We start from the raw sequence: 20,732 nt of genomic DNA, 5'->3' as shown, positions 1-20,732 counted from the left end.
GGACGCACGACGGGCCCGCCGGATTCCGGCGGGCCCGCGACAGGAGAGTGGTCAGTTGTTGATCAGCGCGCCGATGATCACCAGGCTGATGATCGCGGCGACGACGCTCGCCACGGCGGCGTACCAACCGAGCGGCTTGTCACCGAGTACCGCGCCGACGACGCCCGCGATGACACCGAGCACGCCGAAGATGATCGGGTTGAGCAGCAGGGCCAGGACCGCGAAGACGAAGCCCACGATGGTGAGGATGCGGGCGGCGTTGCTGCGGGGACGGGCGGTGCTCGGCATGTCGGCCATGTCTTCCTCCAAGTGAGAGCCTGTCGTGACGAATCGATCAATACCCACTGTTGGCACCCATCACGCCTGCCTGCGCGGCACCTCAGTGGAAGATCTTGAGGCCGATCACGCCGGCGACCACCAGGAAGAGACAGAGGATCCGGGGCAGGCTCGCCGACTCGCCGAGCGCCAGCATCCCGACCAGCGCGGTGCCGACCGCGCCGATGCCGACCCAGACCGCGTAGCCGGTGCCGACGGGGATGTCCCGGAGCGCGTACGACAGCCCGGCCATGCTCAGCAGCAGGGTCACCACGAACACCACCGACGGGACCAGCCGGCTGAAGCCGGCGCTGCGGTCCAGGGCGATCGCCCAGGCCGTCTCCAACAGTCCCGAGATCACCAGTACGAGCCAGGCCATCGTTCACCTCACCGGAAGCGCCCGGGGCTGCCGCGCCGGGACGAGTCGAGTCTGCACGTCACGCGGGGCGTCTTGGCCTGACCGGGTACGCCCACCACTCGTCCGGAGCGGCCACGAGCATCGGGCCGCCGGTGCCGACGCTAGCACCGCCCCCGGTGGCGGGGCGGTGACCGCCACCACGATCCGTTGACCTCTACCTGACTTCAAGTTGCAGTATCGCCACCATGACCATGCTCTACGCCGACCCCGAGGTCGCCGCCGCGCTGGACGCCGCCACCACGGTCGCCGCCATGCGCTCCGCCCTCCTGGCCGCGTACGAGGGGCGCCTGATCGCGCCGCCCCGGGCCGCCGTACCGCTGGGCGGCGGGCGGATGGTGCTCACCGCCGGGCACCTGGTCGGCGAGTGGTACGGCTTCCGCTCCTACGACACCTTCGGTCACCCGCAGGGCGAGCAGTTGGTGGTGCTGCACGACGCCCGGACCGGGGCGATCCGGGCGGTCGCGGTGGGCGAGGAGCTGGGCTCCCGTCGTACCGGAGGGTTGGGGGGTCTCGCGGTCGACGCGCTGGCCCGTCCCGACGCCGCAACCCTCGGGGTGATCGGCTCCGGTCGGCAGGCGTGGACCCAGGTCTGGGCCGCCGCCGCGGTCCGCCCGTTGCGCGAGGTGGTGGTGCACAGCCGCTCCGCAGCTCGCCGGGAGGCCTTCGCCGCCCGGGTCCGTGTCGAACTGGGCGTGCCGGCCCGGGCGGTGGCAGATCCGGGGTCGGCCGCCACCGGGCGGGACCTGGTGGTGCTGGCGACCACCAGCCCGACCCCGGTGCTCTGCGCCGCTGACCTCAGCCCCGGCACGCACGTCAACGCGGTCGGTTTCAAGCAGCGCGACCGCAGCGAGTTCGGCACCGACCTGCTGGACACCGCCGACCTGCTGGTCACCGACTCACCGGCCCAGGCGGCGGACTACCAGCCGCCGATGCTCGCGGCCACACCCCCGTACGCCGGGCGGTTGCACGACCTGGGCGGCATCCTGGCCGGCGCGGTCCCCGGCCGGACCACCGCGGACCAGATCTCCGTCTTCTGTTGCACCGGCCTCGCCGGCACCGAGGTGTTCCTGCTCGACGCGCTGACCCGGGTTGGCGCCGAGGCGCGCTGACGGAATGACGTTCTCCTCCGTGTCGACCGTCTCCGCAGCCCGCGTGCGTGGGCTCACCCGGCCGGCCCGGTACCCTCGGATGGTGTCTGCCACCTCTCCTTCTCCCGCTGACCACGCCGACGGCCGTCGCGTCGCCCTGCTGACCCTGGGCTGTGCCCGCAACGAGGTCGACTCCGAGGAGCTGGCCGCCCGCCTGCACGCCGACGGCTGGCAGGTGACCACCGACGGCGAGGGCGCCGACGTGGTGGTCGTCAACACCTGCGGCTTCGTGGAGAAGGCCAAGCAGGACTCGATCCAGACCCTGCTCGCCGCCGCCGGAACGGGCGCCAAGGTGGTCGCGGCAGGCTGCATGGCCGAGCGGTACGGCCGGGAGTTGGCCGACAGCCTGCCCGAGGCCCAGGCGGTGCTGAGCTTCGACGACTACCCCGACATCGCCGCCCGGCTGAACGCCGTCGTCGCCGGCGAGCAGATCAGCGCGCACACCCCACGGGACCGGCGCGAGCTGCTGCCGCTGACCCCGGTGCAGCGCCGCGACAGCGGGGTGTCGCTTCCCGGCCACGGCACGGTGACCCGCACCGTCGTCGACACCGACGAGCACACCCCGGCCCACCTGCGCCAGGTGCTGCGTCGACGGCTCGACACCGGTCCGGTGGCCTCGCTGAAGCTCGCCAGCGGCTGCGACCGCCGCTGCGCGTTCTGTGCCATCCCGGCCTTCCGTGGGGCCTTCGTCTCGCGTACGCCCGACGAGCTGCTCGCCGAGGCGGAGTGGCTGGCCAAGACCGGCGTACGGGAGCTGGTGCTGGTCAGCGAGAACTCCACCTCGTACGGCAAGGACCTGGGTGACCCGCGCGCCCTGGAGAAGCTGCTGCCCCAGCTCGCCGCGGTGGCCGGCATCGTCCGGGTACGGGCCAGCTACCTCCAGCCGGCCGAGACCCGGCCCGGGCTGGTCGAGGCGATCGCCACCACCCCGGGCGTGGCACCGTACTTCGACCTGTCGTTCCAGCACTCCAGCGAGCCGGTGCTGCGCCGGATGCGGCGTTTCGGCTCCACCGACCGGTTCCTGGAGCTGCTGGCGAGTGCCCGCGCCCTGGCTCCGGACGCCGGCGCCCGGAGCAACTTCATCGTCGGTTTCCCCGGCGAGACCCGCGGCGACGTCGACGAGCTGGTGCGGTTCCTGACCGAGGCCCGGCTCGACGCGATCGGCATGTTCGACTACAGCGACGAGGACGGCACCGAGGCGGCCGGCCTGCCCGGCAAGGTCTCCGCCGCGACGATCAAGCGGCGCTACGACCGGCTCAGCGCCCTCGCCGACGAGCTCTGCTCGCAGCGGGCCGAGGACCGGCTCGGCTCGACCGTCGAGGTGCTTGTCGACTCGATCGAGGACGGCGTGGTGGAGGGCCGGGCGGCCCACCAGGCGCCGGAGGTGGACGGTTCCACCACCCTCGTCGCCCCGGTCGAGGGCGGGGTCGACCTGGCCGCGCTGCGCCCGGGCGATCTCGTACGCGCAACGGTGACCGGCACCGAAGGGGTGGACCTGCTCGCTGTGCCGGATGAGATGATCTCGGCGGCGCCCGGCGCGGCACGGTGACGGCGGGCCCGAGCGGAGCGGGGGACCCAGGTGGTGCGGTGCCGGAAACGCCACGGCGGTCCGAGCGGAGTGCGGCGGTGACCGGGGCGACGGAGTCGACGCCGGGCCGGGTGGTGGCCGTGGTGCCCGTCGTCAACGCGGCGAACGCGTTGACCGCCCTGCGGCTGCTGCTGGTGCCGGTCTTCGCCGCCTCGGTGATCATGTCCGGGATGACCCACGCCGGTTGGCGGATGGCGGCCTGCCTGATCTTCGCGGTGGCCTCGGCGACCGACCTGGTGGACGGCTGGATCGCCCGCCGCTTCGGGCTGGTCACGTCGGTGGGCAAGGTGGCCGACCCGATCGCCGACAAGGCGCTGACCGGCGCGGCGCTGGTGCTGCTCTCCTGGTACGACCAGCTGCCCTGGTGGGTGACCGCGCTGATTCTGGTTCGCGAGCTCGGCATCACCGGGCTGCGGTTCTGGGTGATCCGGCACGGCGTCATCGCCGCCAGCCGAGGTGGCAAGGTCAAGACCGCGCTCCAGATCCTCGCCATCGCCTGGTACCTCTGGCCGATGCCGGCCGCGCTCGCCGCCGTCGGCCCCTGGATCATGGCTGCCGCCGTCCTGGTCACGGTCGCCACCGGCTTCGACTACGTAGCGCAGGCCCTCCGCCTCCGCCGCCCCCGCTGACAGTCCCGGGCCCCCGCTTTCCGCCGTTGATCATGGGATTGTCGCCCTGCCGGACGGCGTGTCGTGATGCCAACTCCATGATCACCGCGATTGGGGTGGGGTCGGGGTCGGGTTGGCTGATTGGGTTGGGGACTGGTGGGTGGGGAACGACTGGTTTCTGCGACGGAGGGTGGGGTGTCGGTGAACGGTGGCGGGGCGAGTGGTGCCGGGGTCGCTGGTGACGTGGTGGGCGGTACCGACGTGGGCAGTGCGGCGGCGGGGGTCGTGCACCGGCTGGCCGAGCGGCACGAAACCCTGGCCACCGTCGAATCGCTCACCGGTGGGTCGCTCGCCGCTTCGATCGTGAACATCGCCGGGGTCAGCGGGGTCTACCGGGGCGGTCTCGTGGTCTACGCCACCGAGTTGAAGGCGACGCTGGCTGGCGTACCGGCTGATCTGTTGTCCGATCGGGGGCCGGTGGACCCGGACGTGGCGGTGGCGCTCGCCGAGGGCGGCCGGCAGCGGTGCGGCGCGGACTGGGGGCTGGCCACCACCGGGGTCGCCGGCCCGGAGCCGCAGGACGGGAAACCCGTGGGCCTGGTCTACGTCGCGGTTGCCGGACCGGACGGCAGCGAGGTCCGTCAGCTCGACCTGGGCGGTGGGCGGGACCACGTCAGAGCGGAGGCGGTGGTCGAGGCGCTGCGGTTGCTCTCCGAGCGGCTGGCCGCCGCAACCTCGTGACCGCCAGGGCCGAAACGGTCAGAGCCACCCGAGCCGACGCCACACGGGCGGCGGCGGGCCCGTCCCGACGAACCGACGGGCGGGGCGGGATGTCGCCCGGGCCCGCAACGGGTACGGTTGCGGGAAGGCTCCGACGTTCGGGGTCGGCGCGGTCCGCCGCAGCCGGTCGCCCAGCGGCGGGCGCGAGGTATCCCTCAGGGGGAGGTGCGATGATCCTGCTACGCCGGGTGATCGGTGACGCACTGCGAGCGCGCCGGCAGGGCCAGCAGCGCACGCTGCGTGAGGTCTCCACCGCCGCCAACGTCAGCCTCGGCTACCTCTCCGAGATCGAGCGCGGGCACAAGGAGCCGTCGAGCGAGCTGCTCGCCGCGATCTGCGACGCCCTCGGTGCCCGCCTCTCCGAGCTGCTGCGTGAGGTGAGCGACACCGTGGCGCTCGCCGAGCAGATGCCCGGGGTGCTCGTCTCGATGCCGGACGAGCCGGCCGAAGCCGCTGCCAAGAGCACCAGTCGGGGTGTCCGTCAGGTCACCTCCGACGGCAAGGTCGCCGTCTCGGTCCGCCAGGACTCGCCGCTCAAGGCCACCCTGCGCAGCACCCGGGTCCGCCCGACCGAGCGCGACCGGGACGTGGTCTGCGCGGCCTGAGCCGCGATTTTGTTGACCATGGGCGGGCTGGCCCCGGCCGCGTAGGGTTGCTCGCAGGAGCCGCCGGTGCTGTCGACCGCCCGGTACGGATGCCTCATTGGCGTTCGGCTGGGACGATGGAGACCGGCCGGCAACGGTCCGGTCGGTTCAGCCGGCCGGCCGTGGTGGAGCGACGCTACTGAGGGGATACCGCGGAGATGGCGAACCCGTTCGTCAAGGGTTGGAACTACCTGATGGCGCTCTTCGGTGCAAAGATCGACGAGCACGCCGATCCCAAGGTGCAGATCCAGCAGGCCATCGAGGATGCCCAGCGGCAGCACCAGGCGCTGGTTCAGCAGGCTGCCGCGGTGATCGGCAACCAGCGTCAGCTGGAGATGAAGCTGTCCCGGCAGATGACCGAGGTCGAGCGGTTGCAGGGCAACGCCCGCCAGGCCCTGGTGCTCTCCGACCAGGCCCGGGCCAAGGGCGACGAGGCCGAGGCCGTGCGGTTCGAGCAGTCCGCGCAGACGCTGGCCAGCCAGCTCGTCTCCGCCGAGCAGGCCACCGAGGACCTGAAGACGCTGCACGACCAGGCGCTGGGCGCCGCCGCCCAGGCCCGCCGAGCGGTCGAGAACAACTCGATGATCCTCCAGCAGAAGCTCGCCGAGCGCACCAAGCTGCTCAGCCAGCTGGAGCAGGCCAAGATGCAGGAGACGGTGGCCCGTTCCCTGGAGTCGATGTCGTCGCTGACCGCGCCGGGCACCACCCCGTCGCTGGACGAGGTGCGCGACCGCATCGAGCGGCGGTACGCCAACGCGATGGGTCGCGCCGAACTGGCCGGCAACTCCGTCGAGGGCCGTATGTTGGAAATTCAGAAGGCCACGATCGACTCGGCCGGCTCCGCCCGGCTGGAGCAGATCCGCTCCAGCATGGCGGGGGAGCAGCTCGGCGGCACGGCCCAACGACCGGCCGTCCCGCAGGCCGAGAAGACCGGCCCGGCCAACGACCCGACGGCCGCCGCCCGGCTGGACGAGCTGCGCGCCAGCATGGCTCGCGAGCGGGGCACCGGCGACCCGACCGCCGCCGGCTGAACGACCGGATCGAAGGGGGCACTGTGGCAGACGAGCGGACCCGGTACTTCCGGAGGCTGGGTCGGCTTCGCCGGTCGGCCCGACGGTGGAGCGTGCTGGCCGGTGGGCTCGGCGGCGCGGCGGCGGTGCTGACTCCGTACGCCGGCCTTGGTCTGCCCGATGCGGCCTGGGCCGGCGCCGCGGGCAGCGCCGTGGCGCTCGCCGCCTGGCGCTGGATCGACGTGCGTGCCCTGACCGCCCAGCCGGCGCCCCCAGCGCTCGACCCGGCCGAGGCGGCGGCCCGGTCGCGGGCCCGACTGATCGCCGCCGTCGAGCGGCTGCCGGTCGGCCCGGGTGTACTGGCCGAGGTGCGCCGGGTCCGCTCCCGGATCGCGCTGCGCGGCACCAGCGCCGGAGAGCAGTGGGCCCGACTCGACCGGGCGGCGCTCACCCTGGCCGGAATGGCCCCCCGACTCACCGGGCTGGCCGAGCCGGCGGTGCTGGAGGCTGCCGCAGCCGACCGCTCGCTGCGCGACCTGGCCGCTCGGGTGGCCAGCGTCGAACGCGCGCTACGGCTGGCCCCAGCCGACGCCCGACCACCGCTGGCCGAGGCGCACGCCGCGCTCACCGCTCAACTGGAGGGCGGGGTGGCGGCGTACGAACGGCTGGTGGTCGCCGCCGCCGGCTACCTGGCCGAGGACTCCCGACCGGAGACCGCCCATCCGGCCGCCGACCGGCTCACCGAGGCGACCGACCTGCTGCACGGGGTCGCCGGGGCGCTCGCCGAGCTGCGGGCCGTCGGCACCCCGCTGCGCGCGCCGACGCGCTGACGGCGCACGCGCTCCGAAACGCAGCGCGCTGACGGGGCACGGCCCGAGACGGCGCACGGACCTCGGGTCGGTCACTGTGGTGTCGTCACCAGGACCGGTCCGGTGTACGGCGAGGTGCCAACGACGTTGAACGACCGGATCCGGTAGTGGTACGCGACGCCCCGGGCCAACCCCGTGTTGGTGAAGCCGCGGCCGGTCACCGTGAAGGTGGCGGTCTCCTGTTCGAAGGCCGGGTCGAGTGCCCGCTGCACGATGAACCCGGACCCGGGGCCGCCGGGTGTGCTCGCCTCCCAGGCCAGGATCACCGTCGCGGTGTCCGGCCCCGGTGCGCTGGCGGTGGCGCTCACCCCGGTGGGGGTTCCCGGCGCGGGCGGCGAGGTCACCGTGGCGACCGTCGACCACGCGGAGGCAGAGCCCAGGTAGGTGGTGCGCACCCGGTAGTAGTACGTGGTGTCCGGTGCCACTGTCGCGTCCAGGTGGTTGTCGCCGACCCCGATCGCCGTGGTGCCCGGGCCGCTGGTGAACGTCGGGTTGGTGGCCCGCTGCACGTCGATGCCGGTGGCGAACGAGCGGTTCGTCCAGCGCAGCGCCACGCGCAGCGGGGCGGCCGGCGGGAGCGTCGCGGCCAGACCGCTCGGCGCGGCCAGGTGCACCGAGGCGGGTACCCCGTTCGACCAGGACGAGTAGCTGACCGCGTTCTCCGCCCGGATCCGGTAGTGGTAGGTCACCCCGGGGGTGACTGTCGCGTCGGTGTAGCGGGTGGCGGCGGCCGCGACGGTGATCGTGGTGACCTCCCCGCCGAAGGTCGCGTCGGTGGCCCGTTGCAGCAGGTGGCTGGTGGCGGGCGGACGCCCGCCGTTGCTGGTCCAGGCCAGCGCGATCGCGGGTAGCGCGGTGGCCGAGCCGGACACCGGTGTGGCGGTCAGCCCGGTCGGCGCCTTCGGCGCCACCCGCAGCACCAGCGGCCGGCTCATCCCGCCGTCGCGGTGGCCGGCGAGTTGACTGTGCCAGCGGTACTCCCAGCCCAGGTTGACCAGTTGGTTGACCACGGTGGCCGGTCGCCCGTCGATCGGACTGATCGGCGTCGACCCGGTCCGTGCTCCGGCCGGACGACAGGGGTCGAGCAGCCGGACGCTGTCTCCCAGCTTGAACGGAAGCACCGGCGCGACCGGGCGCAGCGCCACCACCACGTCCTCCCGGGGGTTGACCCGGATGACCCCCTTCCAGCCCAGCTCCGTGCCGTGCGGCAGTCGCAGCGTGCCGTCCCAGCCAACCCGGTTGATCACCTGCACGTCGCAGCCGGCGACGTGCAACGGCTCGGTCTGCCGGACGTTGCCGCTGATCCGCCAGAGCTGCGTGCCGTCGGTGGGGGAGCCCACCGGCACGGCGGGGTCGGTGGCGAAGAGCACCTCGGTGACCGGGTCGGTCGTACCGAGCGGCAGCGTCGTCGGGTTGAGCGGCCCGGCGTGCGGGTGCCCGACGCCGAGCCGGCCCGCCGACCGGCCGTGGTCCGGCTCGAAGATCTGCTGCGCGGCTTTCACCGCGATCGGCAGGGTCACCGGGCCGGTGCCGGCCGTCGGCGTGAACGTCACAGAGGAGGCGTGCACCGGCACCGTCGTCTGCGCCGGTGTCCGAGTGCCGAACGCCCTGTCGTACGCCGGCTGCGGGACGATCGGCGGGCGTTGGCTGGCCGCGTACGCCAGGGGCAGCCGTTCGCGCAGCCGGCTCAGGTCGTACGGCGGCTCGGGCGTCCCGGTGACCCGGAACTGGAGCAGGGTCCGGGTGTTCGGGCCGTACCCCGGTTCGGTCGAGGGCGGGCCGCCCTCGGCGCTGCGGTCCGGGGCGCCGGTGTGCTGGTCGTAGCGACTGTCGAAGCCGGGCAGTGGGGTCGGAGCGTCGTTGTAGAGGATCAGCGTGCTACCCGGCGGCACGGCGGTGAAATCGACGAGCACGTCGGCCCGTTCGCCCGGGGCGAGCAGCACTGTGTGTCCGTCGACGTTCAGCACTGTCGGGTCGAGCCGGTCGTAGCGGTAGCCGATCGGTTGGTTCGGCAGCACCACCGGTGCCGGCAGGAGGCCGGCCTCGTTGCCGATCTGGATGAACTCCGGGCCGGCGGCGCGCGGATCCGGCACACCGCCGTCGCGTCCGTCGGTGGGCCACCCCGCCGGACGGTCCGCCGCCCGCGCGGCTGGCACCATCGGCACCTCACCGGCGTCGGGGTCGGCGAGCGCCCCGTCGGCCGTCCACATCGCCGCGTCGGAGCAGGCGCGGTAGAGCTGAAGGTTGAGGCTGCGGTCCAGGCAGGCGTTGAGGATCCGGAACCGGTACGCGCGCGGCCGCACCTCCAGATACGGGTAGGCGACGCCGTTGACGAGCGCTGTGTCGCCGTACGCCTCGGGCACCGCCGACGGGTGCGGTACGCCGGGGCTCGACGGCGGCTCGTCCGGCGCGCCGACCGGGTCGTGGTGCGGGTTCGGCACCCAACCGTCGGCGGGGGCCTCGCCGGAGGCGGGGTTGCGGGACCAGGGTCCGTAGTCCCACCGGCCGGTGGCGTTGCGTCCGCCGGACCGGTACGGGTTCTGCCTGGGTTGGTAGACGTGCGGGTGCCAGAGGCTTCCCCGGGCGCCCCAGCGTTCCCGGTCCCAGGTCGGGTCCTCGGCGGCGAGTTGGGTGTCGTCCGGAACGAACGTCTTGTCCTCGATCACCAGCGGCACCTGGTCGGCCGGCAGCACCGCGTCGGCGACGAGCTGGTCCTCGGCCGGGTCGGTGATCAGGTAGAGCGCGAGCTGTCCGCCGTAGACGGTGAGTCGGGCCAGACCGAGGGTGTTGTCGTGGAACCACAGCAGCCGGCCGCTCTGCTCGTTCGGGAAGTAGAGCGTGGTGGCCCCGGTGCCGGGTGCCGGCATGTCCGGCACGTTGCCCAGGCCGGGCCCGGTCGGGTACGGGGTGATCTCCCCGGCCGGGGTGATCCACTGCCCCGGGTTGCCCGCGCTGGTCCAGCCGGTCTGCGCCCCGGCCAGGTGCAGCACGGCCCGGTTCTGTGGGTACGGCGCCGGACCGTCCAGTGGGCCCAGGCCGGCTCCCTCGACGGTGTCGTCGACCGGCAGGAACAGCTCGCCGGACCGGCCGGTGGGGAGCTGGTTGATGAACTTCACCCGGACCGGTCGACCCCGACGGGCGCGGATCATCGGCCCGAGGTGCCAGGGCCGCTCCGGAGGCGCCACCGTGTTGTGTCCGGCCGGGTCGGTGCCCAGGTTGAGTTGCCGGTAGCCGCGCAGCCGGGTGACCGGCAGGTCCCGGTGCAGCCGCTGCGCGTACTCCTGTAGGCCGATCTCGTAGTAGTCGCAGCCCGGATAGCTGATGGTGTCCGGCACCGCCACCGGCAGGTGGCTGCCGAGCTCGCCGCGGCCGGGCTGGCCCGGGACAGGCAGCGGGTCGACGAACTTGCGCAGCCCGGTCCCGGCCACCACCTGCCCGTCGGGGCCCCGGGTCGGGCGGGGGCTGTGGGCGAAGTTCGGCACCGGGCCGAAGTAGCGGGGCACGACGGCCGGGTCCAGGCTCGGCGTGACGACGGCCTCGTCGGCGGTACGCGGGGTCGGCACGGACGCGGCCCGGCTGTCGGCCTCGGTGTCGCGGGTGGTCCGCTCGAAGAAGGTGGAGCGGAGTCTGCGGAACATCGCCATGACTCTCCCCGGTTCGGGGCGCGAGGTCCGCCACCCCGGCGTGGGGGACCTCGGCACTCTGCTGACGGTCGGTGAGCGCTCAACCGCAGCATGCGACTCCAGCGGCCGGTTAGGAATTACCCAATCGTCCGTTTCTGCCGTGGATCCCGTCTGGCGAGAGCCTGGTCAGCCGGATGACGAGGGGCGCGGGAGCTCGGGCTGACAGACCGGGCACCAGTAGGTGACCCGTTCGCCGAGCTCCTCCTTGCGGATGGCGGTGCCGCAGCGGCGGCAGGGCTGAGCGCGGCGGCCGTACACGTAGCTGGTCTGCCCGCGGTGCAGTGAGCCGGTGCTGCTCTGCGTCCACCGGCCCCGATTGGCGGCGAGCAGCCGCTGGGAGAGGGCCACCAGGCCCGGCAGGTCGGGCACGTTCTCGACCGGGGTCCACGGTGACACGCCCCGCAGGAACAGCACCTCGCACTTGTAGAGGTTGCCCACACCGGCCAGGTTGCGCTGGTCGAGCAGCGCCTCGCCGATGGTCTGCTCCGGGTGGTCGGCGAGCCGACGGACCGCCTCCGCGGGGTCCCAGTCGGCGCCGAGCAGGTCGGGGCCGAGGTGGCCGACCAGGTGGTCCTCGTCGGCGGTCGGTACCAGGGTCAGGTCGTGCAGGTGGTAGCCGACCGCGACAGCGCCAGGGCTGCGCAGCACCACCCGGATCAGGTGCGCGGGCCGTCCGCTCCAGCGTTCCCCCGGGGCGTACGCCCGCCAAGCGCCGTCCATCCGCAGGTGGGAGTGCAGGGTCCAGTGCTCCCCGGTCGGGGCGTCGAGCCGCAGCAGCAGGTGTTTGCCCCGGCTGGCCGACTCACGGACGGTCCAGTCGGTCAGGTCCGTGGTCGCCAGCTGCGGCACCCGGAACTCACTGCCGGTGATCCGCGCGCCGGCCAGCGCACGCTGCAGCACGCGCGCGGTGTTCCAGACGGTGTCGCCTTCGGGCACCCTGCCATCCTCCCTCTTTCGAGCAAGATTCGCATGTGTCGCTATTTGTACTCAGGTTCCTCATGATCTACCGACATGCGAAGGTCAGGGGGTTCTGAGGAGAATGCCCATGACGCGACCCTCTTGTCGTATCCCATCCGTCGCCCTCATCGCCACCCTCGCACTCCTGCTCGCCGCAGCGCTGCTGCCCGGCGGCCCTGCCCCGGCCGCACCCGGCAGCGCTCCGATCACTCTCGTCGCCGCCGCACCTGGCGACGAACGGTGGAGCGTCGACCTCACCATCGTCGACCGCGACGATGTCAACGTCCGGCGTAGCGCCGTCGGCCTCCGCCTGCGGGAGGCCCGGTCCAACGGGCGCGGCGCCCGCAGCCCGCACAGCGCGGTCGCCGAGGGGATGCTGGTGACCGCTCCCCGCACCCTCGCCAGGCCGGCCACCCGGGTCCGCGCTGAGATCAACGCCGCAGTTCCGGCAGGGGCGACAGTGGAGGCGCAGGTTCGCGGCTGGCGGGCCGCCGGCTGGACGGAGTGGCGGGCGGCCACCACCGGCGCGGTCTTCGACAGGCCGGTCACCAGGGTGCAGACCCGGGTGGTGCTCACCGCCCCCGACGGCGGCGCCACGGCGACGGTACGGGGCGTGCGGCTCACGGCCGACGCGAACGCCGCAGTCTCCGCCGCCACGCCCGGCCGCACCTACCGGGTGTACGCCACCCGCATCGGGCTGGTCGGTGAGCTGACCGCCAACGGCCGTACCGTGCAACCTCGGGACCACTTCGCGGCGCTGCCGTCGCGGCGGGGGCTCTCCCCGTTGAACACCGGCGACTACACAGTGCGGGTCTGCACCACCAGCGGCTCCCGCTGCGAGTACGCCCCGGTCTGGGACGTCGGGCCGTGGAACACCCGCGACGACTACTGGAACCCCTCGTCGGTCCGGGAGAACTGGAAGAACCTGCCGCAGGGCCGGCCCGAGGCGCAGGCCGCGTACCAGTCCGGCTACAACGGCGGACGGGACCAGTTCGGGCGGACCGTGCTCAACCCGGCCGGCATCGACCTGGCCGACGGGACGTTCTGGGACGGGTTGCGACTGACCACCAACTCCTGGGTGGACGTCGCGTACCTGTGGACCGGAGGGGGGCCGCGCGGTGTCGTCGGTGACGGGCCGCTCAACATCCGCACCGGGGCCAGCACGTCGTACGCGACGCGAGGCCTCGCCGCCCGGCTGGCCCATGTGCCGATCCAGTGCTACGTCACCGGTCAGTCGGTCGCCGGCCCCTACCGGACCACCACCCGCTGGAACCGTCTGGCCAGTGGCCAGTACGTCAGCCACGCGTACATCTCCAGCGTGTACGGCGGCAGCGTGCCGGTCTGCTGAGCCACGCTCACCCCGTCGGGCGCTCCGTCGAGGTCAGGGGCGCTCGTCGGGGCGAGCCGTGCGCACCATGTCCTGGTAGCGCGGGTGGCTGGCACCGTAGACGGCGTAGTTGAGGCGGGCGTGCGTCAGGCTCAGGTCGCCGTTGGGGCCGCCCCGGACGGCATCGGCGTCGGCGTCGGTCTGGCCGTCGTCGGTCCAGAAACAGACGGGGCAGGTCCCCCCGCCGGTTCGGGATGCACAGCAGGGACAGCCCACAGGAACCACATGCTCACCCACCGGAGAAGCATTCCACAGTCGAACATCAGCCCGATACCCGCAGGAGGTCCCCCGGGAAGGCGGCGAGGAGGTCCGCGGCCCGCCCGCCGTTGACCGCGACCGCCACCAGACCGGCCGAGTCGACGTAAGCCACCAGGCCTCCGGCCGGGGCGTCGCCGAAGGTGCGCCCGTGCACCGCCGTGAGGGCCGGCGTCGGTCCCGGCGGACCCACCCGCAGCGTGGCCGGCAGCCGATCGAGCAACTCGGCCGGCGCGGCAAGTTGGACGTTGCCGAAGTGGTCCACTGTCAGCACCTCGGCGGTGAAGCCCTCGGCGTCCCGGGACACCGTCGGCGCCGGAAGTCGCACCAACCCGGCGGGGTCGACAGGTTGGCCCGCCTCGGCCAGCGGTGCGCCGAGCGCCAGCCGGGCCGCCGCCGGTGCGAAGACGTCCCGACCGTGGAACGTGGCGGACACCTGGGCGGCCAGCCAGCGCGGCTCGGTCAGCTCGACCGCGTCGGTCACCCCACCGAGCGCGGTGGCCGCGTCCAGCAGCAACCCGTTGTCCGGTCCGACCAGCAGTCCGCCCGGGGTGGCCAGCGCGACCCCCCGCCGGGCGGTGCCCACACCCGGATCGACCACCGCCACGTGCACTCCCACCGGCAGGTGCGGCACGGTCTGCGCCAGTACGGCAGCACCGCGCCGGACATCAGCCGGTGGCACCAGGTGGGTCACGTCGATCACCCGGGCGGCCGGCGCGATCCGGGCGATGACCCCGTGGCAGGCGGCCACGAAGCCGTCGGTGAGGCCGTAGTCGGTGGTCAGCGAGATCCAGGGCACGGCGGACATGCCCGCAGGCTAGTGGAACCCGCGCTGTGCTGGCGGATACGGGACAGCGCAGTGGCCGACCGGCCCCTCCCGCCGCGGGAAGACGTTGTGCAGACTGCCCTGGTGACAACTCGGAACCTCCCCGCAGTCGGAATCCTGCTGGTCGCCGTCGCCCTCAGCGCCGGTTGTGGCAGTGACGACGACGGCAACCCGACCGCGACCCCGTCCGTCTCGTCCGAGGCGGCCCCGACCGGCCTGCCGACGCCCCAGGCCGCACCCAGTGCCGACAGCGCGACCCCGCCCCCCGCTGCCCAGGGCACGACGCAGCGACGGCCGGCCAGCCCGCCGCCGGTGGTGCTGCCCAAGCGCCCGGCCAGCGCGCCCGGCGCGAAGCAGGTCGTCGATGCTTTCCGGGCCGCCGGTCTGAAGGTGCCGCACCCGAAGGACCGTTCGGTCGACTGCGGGCCCGACGGCCTCGGCCTGGGCTGTTCCGAGCTGATCGCCACCGACGCCGTAACGGTGTACGTCTTTCCGGACGAGACCAGCGCCAGTGACATCGCTGAGACGTGGGGTGGCCAGTCGTACCGGCGCGGCGCGGTGGTGTTGAACTACCTGGAGGCGAAGACCCCGGCCGCCGACCGCCCCGGCTATGAGAAGGCCCTCGACCGGCTGGGCTGAGCCGCCGGCGTGGCCGGAGCGTGTTGTTCTTTTGACCGTGATGTCTGTGAGTCATCGTGATGACTCACAGACATCAAGCTCTCTGCGGAATTGCCTTCGGGGCCTCGGCTGGCCGGTGGCGCGCCGGGCGTCGATCGGCGGGCGCTCGTCCGTGTTGAGGCGACGGGCGGCCGGGCACGCCCGGCCCACAAGGGTGGTCCGGAACTGGCGGGTCAGCCGCGCAGGCGTAGGCCCCGGGGGGTGGCCCGGAAGCCGGCGGCGGTCAACGCGTCCCGCAGTGGCGACGAGTGCACCGCCTCGCCGTCGGCCCGCTCCACCGACATCGCGCCCAACGCGCCCGAGTGGACGGCGTCGGCGAGCGCCTTGCCGGCTGCGGCGAGCGTGTCGGTGTCGTCGGTGAACGAGAGCAGCGTTCGGCCGCCGCGTTCGACGTAGAGGACGAGGTCACCGCCGACCTGCACCACCAGGGCGCCCGCCTTGCGACCGGCCCGGTGCCCGGTCGCCGGGGTGGCGCCGTCGCCGGAGTCGATCACCCGTTCCGGCCAGGGCAGCGCCGCACCGTACGGGTTGGCCGGGTCGGTCGCGGCGAGCACCGTCGCCACCGCGCCCCGACCCCGGGCGCCGTCGGTCGGCTCGGCCAGCGCGCGCAGCCGGTCCACAGCACCGGGTACGGCGAACTGCGCCGCCCCGAGCCCTTCGACGAAGTAACCCCGGCGGGCCGCGCCGCGCTCCTCCAGCGCCGACAGCACCGGGTAGACCGCGGAGAACCCACCGACCACCTGCTCGGCCATCACCGCGCCCCGGGTGACCACCCCGTGCCGCTCCAGCAGCAGGTCGGCGAGCGCGGCGGCCCGCCGGGTCGGGTCGAGGTCCCGCTCCGGAAGACGCGACCAGCGGCCGGCGACCGTCGGCGGGCCACCCCGGGTCGGCAGCGCCACCCGACCGGGCCGCCGGTAACGGGTGCGGGGCGCGGACGGCCGGGAGCGGTGCGCGCCGCCGGCGCCGAGCACCGCGCGCAGCGGGGCGAGGGTGTCGTTGCTCAGGTATCCCGCCCAGACCAGGTCCCAGATCACAGCGGTCAACGCGGCGTCGTCGGTCGACCCGACCCGGTCGGCCAGCGGGCGGAAGAAGAGCGCCTGCCCGTCGCCGAGCGCGTCGAGCACCGCGTCGTGCAGCGGGGTACGGGTCAACGCCTCGTCGGGCGGCGGGAGCAGCAGCGGCGCGGCGTCCGCGTACGCCAGGGTGACCCAGCCGTCGCCCCCGGAGATCGCGCCCGACCCCGCCCAGAGCACCTCCCCGCTGGCGCACAGCTCGTCCAACTGGGCGGGGGAGTAGTCAGCGACCCGGGCGGGCAGCACCAACCGCTCCAGCGCTGACGCCGGAACCGCAGTGCCCTGCAACTGCTCCACGGTGGCGGCGAGCGCCTCCACACCTCGTGCGGACGAGCCGACCTGCTGCCAGCGCGGCAGGAACGTGGCGAGGGCCCGGGGCGGCACCGGCTCGATCTCCCGGCGCAGCGCGGCGAGGGAGCGGCGACGCAGCATCCGCAGCACCTCGGCGTCGCACCATTGGGCGCCGGCCGAATCCGGTGTGAACTCCCCGGAGACCACCCGCCCGGTGGCGCCGAGCCGGCGCAGCGCCTGCTCGACGACGAACACCCCGAGCCCGAACCGGGCCGCGCAGCTGGCCGCGGCGAACGGCCCGTGGGTGCGGGCGTAGCGGGCCACCAGGTCACCGAGCGGATCGGCCACCGGGGCGAGGTACGCCTCGGCCACCCCCATCGGCAGCGCCACGCCGAGGGCGTCGCGCAGGCGGGCGGCGTCCTCGACACCCACCCAGCGCTGCTCGCCCGCGATCCGGACCCGCAGCACCCGGCGGGTGGCCTCCAGCTCACTGAGCCACGTCTCCGGCACACCCCGCTCGGTCAACTCGGCGTCGCTCAGGTCACCGAGCACCCGCAGCAGCTCGACGACGTCCTCGGCGTCGCGAGGGCGGCGCTGCTCGGTCAGCCACCGCAGTTGCCCGTCGGTCTCGGTGAGCACCGCCGGGTCGAGCAACTCCCGCAGGTCGACACGGCCGAGCAGCTCGCCGAGGAGCGTGGAGTCGAGGGCGAGTGCGGCGGCGCGGCGCTCGGCCAGCGGGGCGTCACCCTCGTAGAGGAACGCGCCGACGTAGCCGAAGAGCAGCGACCGCGCGAACGGCGACGGCGCGCTGGTCTCCACCTCGACCAGCCGCACCTTGCGGCTGGCCAGGTCGCGCATCAACCCGGCCAGCGCCGGCTGGTCGAAGACGTCCTGGAGGCACTCCCGGGCAGCCTCCAGGGTGACCGGGAAGTCCGCGTACTCGCGGGCGACGTCGAGCAGTTGCGCGGCCCGCTGCCGTTGCTGCCAGAGCGGTTGGCGGCGCCGCGGGTCGCGGCGCGGCAGCAGCAGGGACCGGGCGGCGCACTCCCGGAAACGGGCGGCGAACAGGGCGGAGGTGCCGACCGACTCCTCCACGAGCTGGGCGATCTCGTCGGGCTCGAAGACCACCACGTCGGCGCCGGGCGGCTCGTCGGCGGTGTCCGGAAGACGCACCACGATGCCGTCGTCGGAGGGCATCACCTGGGCGTCGACCCCGTACCGCTCGGCCAGCCGGCGGCCCACCGCGAGGGCCCAGGGTCCGTTGACCCGGGCACCGAGCACGCTGTGCACGGCCAGCCGCCAGTCACCCAGCTCGTCGCGGAACCGCTCGACCACCACAGTGCGGTCGTCGGGCAGCGAGCGGGTGGCCTCCCGCTGCTCGCGCAGGTAGGCCATCAGGTTGCCGGCGGCCCAGTCGTCCAGCCCACCGTCGCGTAGCGCGGCCACTGCCGCCTCGTCGGTCTGGCGCAGCAGGGTGCGGACCCGGGCGCCGATCGCCCGGCCCAGCTCCACCGGCCGGCCCAGCTGGTCGCCCTTCCAGAACGGCATGCGGGCGGCCTGCCCTGGGGCGGGCGAGACCAGCACCCGGTCCGGAGTGATCTCCTCGATCCGCCAGGAGGACGAGCCGAGCAGGAAGACGTCGCCGACCCGGGACTCGTAGACCATCTCCTCGTCCAGCTCGCCGACGCGGGCGGCCCGCTCGGCGCCGGCCAGGAAGACCCCGAACAGACCCCGGTCGGGGATGGTTCCGCCGCTGGTCACCGCGAGGCGTTGCGCCCCCTGGCGGCCGGTGAGCACGTCGGTGGCCCGGTCCCAGACGAGCCGGGGGCGCAGCTCGGCGAACGCCGTGGACGGGTAGCGGCCGGAGAGCATGTCGAGCACGGCGTGCAGCGCTGAGTCGGGCAGCTCGGCGAAGGGCGCGGCCCGGCGGACCAGCACGGCCAGGTCGCTCAGCGCCCACGGTTCCAGCGCCACCAGCGCCACGATCTGCTGGGCCAGCACGTCCAACGGGTTGCGCGGGTATTGCAGCTCCTCGATCGCTCCGGCGGTCATCCGCTCGGCGACCACCGCGCAGGAGAGCAGGTCGCCGCGGTGCTTGGGGAAGACCACCCCCCGCGAGACCGCGCCCACCTGGTGCCCGGCCCGGCCGACCCGTTGCAGACCGGCAGCCACGCTGGGCGGCGCCTCGATCTGCACCACCAGGTCGACAGCGCCCATGTCGATGCCGAGCTCCAGGCTTGAGGTGGCCACCACCGCCGGGAGCTGGCCGGACTTGAGCGCTTCCTCGATGTGCTTGCGCTCCTCCCGGGAGACGCTGCCGTGGTGGGCGCGGGCGATCACGGGCGCCGCGCCGGTGGCCGCGCCGGACTGGGCCATCACCTCGGCCGGCGGCCGGTTGCGCAGCGGACCGGCGGGACCGCCCCAGCGCTGCGCGCCGGATGCCGGGTCACCGTCGCCCGCCGGGTCGTCGCCGGCCGGCAACCCCTCCGGTACGCCGATCCCGCCCTCGCCCGACGCGGATGCGGCCACCGCCTCGGCGGCCAGCTCGTTGAGCCGGGCGCAGAGGCGCTCGGCACTACGCCGGGAGTTGGTGAAGACGATGGTCGAGCGGTGCTGCCCGATGAGGGTGAAGACCCGTTCCTCCACGGCCGGCCAGATCGACGCCCGGCGTGGCCCGGGGCCGCCGAGGTCGTCCTCCGGTGGCTGCTCCTGCTCGTCCAGGCGGGTCATGTCCTCCACCGGGACCTCGACGCTGACCTCGATGGTCTTCGGGGTGGCCGGCTGCACCACGTCGACCGGGCGGGCGCCGCCGAGGAACTGCGCACAGGCGTCGATCGGCCGGACGGTGGCCGAAAGGCCGATGCGCTGCGCCGGGGCGGGCAGCAGCTCGTCGAGGCGTTCTAGGGAGAGGGCGAGGTGGGCGCCGCGTTTGCTGCCGGCCACCGCGTGCACCTCGTCGACGATCACCGTCTGGACGCCGCGCAGCGAGTCGCGAGCCGCGGAGGTGAGCAGCAGGAACAGCGACTCGGGCGTAGTGATGAGGATGTCCGGTGGGGTGCGGGCGAAGGCGCGTCGCTCGTCGGCGGGCGTGTCGCCGGTGCGCATGCCGACGGTGATGTCGGGCGGTGCGACGCCCAACCGGGTGGCCGCCTGCCGGATGCCGGCCAACGGAGCGCGCAGGTTGCGCTCAACGTCGACGGCGAGAGCCTTGAGCGGGCTGACGTAGAGCACGCGGCACCGCTGGCGGGCCTCGGCGGGTGCTGGCTCGCTGGCGAGTCGGTCCAGTGACCAGAGGAAGGCCGCGAGCGTCTTGCCCGAGCCGGTGGGCGCCACGACGAGCGCGTTGCGGCCGGCGGCGACCGACCGCCAGGCGCCGGTCTGCGCGGCGGTCGGGGCGGCGAAGGCGTTGTCGAACCAGGCGCGGGTGGCCGGGCCGAACCCGGCCAGCACCGCGCCGGCGTCTGCGTCTGCCCCGGTCACCGGTCCATCGTGCCCCGCGGGTCCGACATGCACGAGCGACCTCACGACGGAATGAACCAGCAAAAGGCAAAAAGCGTGGAAGGTGCGCTTAATACGTTAAGTCTCACTTAACTGCTTGCTTCTGAGGAGCAACATAAAGTAACTTCACTCGCAACGCGAACCGGGGTGAGGGGATGTGATGGCCGGCGAGCAGCGCACCGTCGAACCGGGCACCGACGTGCTGATTCGCAAGGTCGACAGCCACCTCGCCGCGCTCCGCGCTGGCCTGCACGGCCCCGAGCTCGAGCTCGCCGAACGCCTGGCCCACTGTCTACGGCAGATGGTTCTCTGCACCGCCCAGGCCAGCGCCGCCGACCGTGGTCAGGTCCGCGTGGCAGTGCACTACTTCGTGCTGCGTCGCGAGAGCCGTGGCCGCCTGCTGTCGGTGCGGTCGCTGACCGCCGCCGAGCGGGTGGTCGACCGGGTCGCCCGCCAACTCGGCCGCCCCGACCTGCTGGCCGAGCTGCGCCGAGAGCGCCCCGCACCCGACGACGCGCAACCCCTCAACAACGCCCTCCTGACCTGACAACCCCGCCCCACCCCGCGCCTCGCGCCCCACGGCCACCCCGCGCCCCACCGCCACCCCGCGCCCCGCGCCTTCGCCCGCGCCCCGTACCCCTGGCTGCGGTCCGCGCCCCACGCGTGCCCCGTCCGCCCCCACCCACCCGTCGATCAAGGAGTTG

The 20,732-nt window shown here is 73.7% G+C and carries 17 protein-coding genes and 1 riboswitch; of the genes, 10 read left to right on the top strand and 7 right to left on the bottom strand.

Features of this window, described 5'->3' with window-relative positions; genetic code table 11:
• Positions 1 to 51: 51 nt before the first annotated feature.
• Both AB0B48_RS03390 and AB0B48_RS03385 read right to left on the bottom strand, forming a co-directional pair.
• A complete protein-coding gene (locus tag AB0B48_RS03390) occupies positions 52 to 297 on the bottom strand; it encodes a hypothetical protein (protein WP_112586600.1) in 246 nt (81 codons plus the stop codon).
• 82 nt (positions 298 to 379) lie between these two features.
• Complete coding sequence (locus tag AB0B48_RS03385; protein ID WP_357195224.1) at positions 380 to 694, bottom strand: SMR family transporter; 315 nt, start codon at positions 692 to 694, stop codon at positions 380 to 382.
• Positions 695 to 756: 62 nt separating this feature from the next.
• A riboswitch (guanidine-III (ykkC-III) riboswitch) is annotated at positions 757 to 826 on the bottom strand.
• A gap of 92 nt (positions 827 to 918) precedes the next feature.
• On the opposite strand from AB0B48_RS03385, the gene AB0B48_RS03380 reads away from it, so the two are divergent.
• From AB0B48_RS03380 to AB0B48_RS03350, 7 genes are all read left to right on the top strand, one after another.
• Positions 919 to 1,842: an ornithine cyclodeaminase family protein gene (locus tag AB0B48_RS03380; protein WP_357195222.1), complete on the top strand. Its 924-nt coding sequence runs from the start codon at positions 919 to 921 to the stop codon at positions 1,840 to 1,842.
• Between the two features lie 79 nt (positions 1,843 to 1,921).
• A complete protein-coding gene (rimO, locus tag AB0B48_RS03375; protein ID WP_357195273.1) occupies positions 1,922 to 3,430 on the top strand; it encodes a 30S ribosomal protein S12 methylthiotransferase RimO in 1,509 nt (502 codons plus the stop codon).
• Between the two features lie 77 nt (positions 3,431 to 3,507).
• Entirely contained in the window at positions 3,508 to 4,098 is a 591-nt protein-coding gene (pgsA, locus tag AB0B48_RS03370; protein ID WP_357195219.1) for a CDP-diacylglycerol--glycerol-3-phosphate 3-phosphatidyltransferase, read from the top strand.
• A 240-nt stretch (positions 4,099 to 4,338) separates the two neighbouring features.
• Entirely contained in the window at positions 4,339 to 4,818 is a 480-nt protein-coding gene (locus AB0B48_RS03365; RefSeq protein ID WP_357195271.1) for a CinA family protein, read from the top strand.
• Positions 4,819 to 5,027: 209 nt separating this feature from the next.
• Positions 5,028 to 5,462, top strand: coding sequence for a helix-turn-helix transcriptional regulator (locus AB0B48_RS03360; RefSeq protein ID WP_357195216.1), 435 nt, complete (start codon positions 5,028 to 5,030; stop codon positions 5,460 to 5,462).
• A 197-nt stretch (positions 5,463 to 5,659) separates the two neighbouring features.
• A complete protein-coding gene (locus AB0B48_RS03355) occupies positions 5,660 to 6,532 on the top strand; it encodes a PspA/IM30 family protein (RefSeq protein ID WP_357195212.1) in 873 nt (290 codons plus the stop codon).
• A 23-nt stretch (positions 6,533 to 6,555) separates the two neighbouring features.
• Positions 6,556 to 7,341, top strand: coding sequence for a hypothetical protein (locus AB0B48_RS03350; protein WP_357195209.1), 786 nt, complete (start codon positions 6,556 to 6,558; stop codon positions 7,339 to 7,341).
• 71 nt (positions 7,342 to 7,412) lie between these two features.
• Here AB0B48_RS03350 and AB0B48_RS03345 read toward each other — a convergent pair whose 3' ends face one another.
• Positions 7,413 to 11,024, bottom strand: coding sequence for a hypothetical protein (locus AB0B48_RS03345; protein WP_357195206.1), 3,612 nt, complete (start codon positions 11,022 to 11,024; stop codon positions 7,413 to 7,415).
• A gap of 165 nt (positions 11,025 to 11,189) precedes the next feature.
• Positions 11,190 to 11,999: a DNA-formamidopyrimidine glycosylase family protein gene (locus tag AB0B48_RS03340; protein ID WP_357195203.1), complete on the bottom strand. Its 810-nt coding sequence runs from the start codon at positions 11,997 to 11,999 to the stop codon at positions 11,190 to 11,192.
• Positions 12,000 to 12,108: 109 nt separating this feature from the next.
• Between AB0B48_RS03340 and AB0B48_RS03335 the strand changes: the two genes are divergently transcribed.
• Positions 12,109 to 13,368 carry a hypothetical protein gene (locus AB0B48_RS03335; RefSeq protein WP_357195200.1) on the top strand — a complete coding sequence of 420 codons (1,260 nt, stop codon included), beginning with the start codon at positions 12,109 to 12,111 and terminating at the stop codon, positions 13,366 to 13,368.
• Positions 13,369 to 13,401: 33 nt separating this feature from the next.
• Here AB0B48_RS03335 and AB0B48_RS03330 read toward each other — a convergent pair whose 3' ends face one another.
• Positions 13,402 to 13,644, bottom strand: coding sequence for a CPCC family cysteine-rich protein (locus AB0B48_RS03330; protein ID WP_238671784.1), 243 nt, complete (start codon positions 13,642 to 13,644; stop codon positions 13,402 to 13,404).
• A 25-nt stretch (positions 13,645 to 13,669) separates the two neighbouring features.
• Entirely contained in the window at positions 13,670 to 14,470 is an 801-nt protein-coding gene (locus tag AB0B48_RS03325) for an SAM-dependent chlorinase/fluorinase (protein WP_357195197.1), read from the bottom strand.
• A 102-nt stretch (positions 14,471 to 14,572) separates the two neighbouring features.
• On the opposite strand from AB0B48_RS03325, the gene AB0B48_RS03320 reads away from it, so the two are divergent.
• Positions 14,573 to 15,127: a hypothetical protein gene (locus tag AB0B48_RS03320; protein WP_357195194.1), complete on the top strand. Its 555-nt coding sequence runs from the start codon at positions 14,573 to 14,575 to the stop codon at positions 15,125 to 15,127.
• Between the two features lie 212 nt (positions 15,128 to 15,339).
• Here the strand turns inward: AB0B48_RS03320 and AB0B48_RS03315 are convergent, their stop codons facing one another.
• The gene (locus AB0B48_RS03315) at positions 15,340 to 20,010 is read right to left on the bottom strand and encodes a DEAD/DEAH box helicase (RefSeq protein WP_357195191.1); all 4,671 of its coding nucleotides are present in this window, start codon (positions 20,008 to 20,010) and stop codon (positions 15,340 to 15,342) included.
• A 178-nt stretch (positions 20,011 to 20,188) separates the two neighbouring features.
• Between AB0B48_RS03315 and AB0B48_RS03310 the strand changes: the two genes are divergently transcribed.
• A complete protein-coding gene (locus tag AB0B48_RS03310; protein WP_357195188.1) occupies positions 20,189 to 20,575 on the top strand; it encodes a hypothetical protein in 387 nt (128 codons plus the stop codon).
• Positions 20,576 to 20,732: the final 157 nt, after the last annotated feature.

Origin of the sequence: Micromonospora sp. NPDC049089 (assembly GCF_040648775.1) — a bacterium.
GTDB lineage: Bacteria > Actinomycetota > Actinomycetes > Mycobacteriales > Micromonosporaceae > Micromonospora.
The sequence above is the reverse complement of the archived record's forward strand: the minus strand, read 5'-3'. Positions and strand labels throughout refer to the sequence as shown.

Bases quoted from the DNA above. Each gene is read 5' to 3' on its own strand.
- rimO (WP_357195273.1), top strand. From the start codon at position 1,922: ATGGTGTCTGCCACCTCTCCTTCTCCCGCTGACCACGCCGACGGCCGT.
- AB0B48_RS03380 (WP_357195222.1), top strand. From the start codon at position 919: ATGACCATGCTCTACGCCGACCCCGAGGTCGCCGCCGCGCTGGACGCC.
- AB0B48_RS03355 (WP_357195212.1), top strand. From the start codon at position 5,660: ATGGCGAACCCGTTCGTCAAGGGTTGGAACTACCTGATGGCGCTCTTC.
- AB0B48_RS03310 (WP_357195188.1), top strand. From the start codon at position 20,189: ATGGCCGGCGAGCAGCGCACCGTCGAACCGGGCACCGACGTGCTGATT.
- AB0B48_RS03385 (WP_357195224.1), bottom strand. From the start codon at position 694: ATGGCCTGGCTCGTACTGGTGATCTCGGGACTGTTGGAGACGGCCTGG.
- AB0B48_RS03360 (WP_357195216.1), top strand. From the start codon at position 5,028: ATGATCCTGCTACGCCGGGTGATCGGTGACGCACTGCGAGCGCGCCGG.
- AB0B48_RS03345 (WP_357195206.1), bottom strand. From the start codon at position 11,024: ATGGCGATGTTCCGCAGACTCCGCTCCACCTTCTTCGAGCGGACCACC.
- AB0B48_RS03335 (WP_357195200.1), top strand. From the start codon at position 12,109: ATGACGCGACCCTCTTGTCGTATCCCATCCGTCGCCCTCATCGCCACC.
- AB0B48_RS03325 (WP_357195197.1), bottom strand. From the start codon at position 14,470: ATGTCCGCCGTGCCCTGGATCTCGCTGACCACCGACTACGGCCTCACC.
- AB0B48_RS03390 (WP_112586600.1), bottom strand. From the start codon at position 297: ATGGCCGACATGCCGAGCACCGCCCGTCCCCGCAGCAACGCCGCCCGC.